Source organism: Aeromicrobium sp. PFPM2_SD2 (assembly GCF_057364525.1).
This window is the reverse complement of sequence record NZ_JBNFNZ010000809.1, coordinates 1-560: the sequence shown is the minus strand read 5'-3', so window position 1 is coordinate 560 and position 560 is coordinate 1. Positions and strand designations below refer to the sequence as shown.

The window sequence follows — 560 nt, the reverse complement described above, 5'->3', positions numbered from 1 at the left end:
CCCGGGCTGCGCACGCTGCTCGCCGTCCTGGTGGTGCTGGTGGTGCTGGACCTGCTCCTCCTCCGGCGCCAGCGACGTCTGGCCGACCGGTGGACCGGTCCGCGCCAGGACGTCGTCCGCGGACCCCGGCCTCACGTGTGGCCGTGGATCGGGGGCGCCGTGGTCGCCGCGTTCCTCACCGTGGTCCTCCTGGCGGTCGCCCTGACGCTCCGGGCCGAGGACCGGGCCCTGGCCGCGCGCGCCGAGCCGACGGCCGCGACGGTCACCAGCCGCGACGCCGACCTCGACGAGCTCGAGCTGGAGACCGCGGACTACTTCTACTGGGTCTCGGTGTGGGACGCCGACCGGTACCGCGACGGGCAGGCCGTCTCCCTGCTCGTCGACCCCGAGCACGAGGACGCCGTGCACGGCACGAGGACGCCGTGCACGTGGTCGGGGACGTCGACCCGTTCCTGGGCGGCGTCATCGGCGCCATGGTCGCCGGTGTCCCGGCCGGCGTGGCCGGGCTGCTGCTCATGGTGCCGACGGCGCGTGCACGGCGCCAGCGCGGCTGGAGCGCG

At 76.1% G+C, this 560-nt stretch carries 1 protein-coding gene; it reads left to right on the top strand.

What is annotated here, in order from left to right:
* The coding region (locus AC2W7G_RS18245) for a hypothetical protein (protein ID WP_485869679.1) at positions 1-560 on the top strand (560 nt) is incomplete at both ends.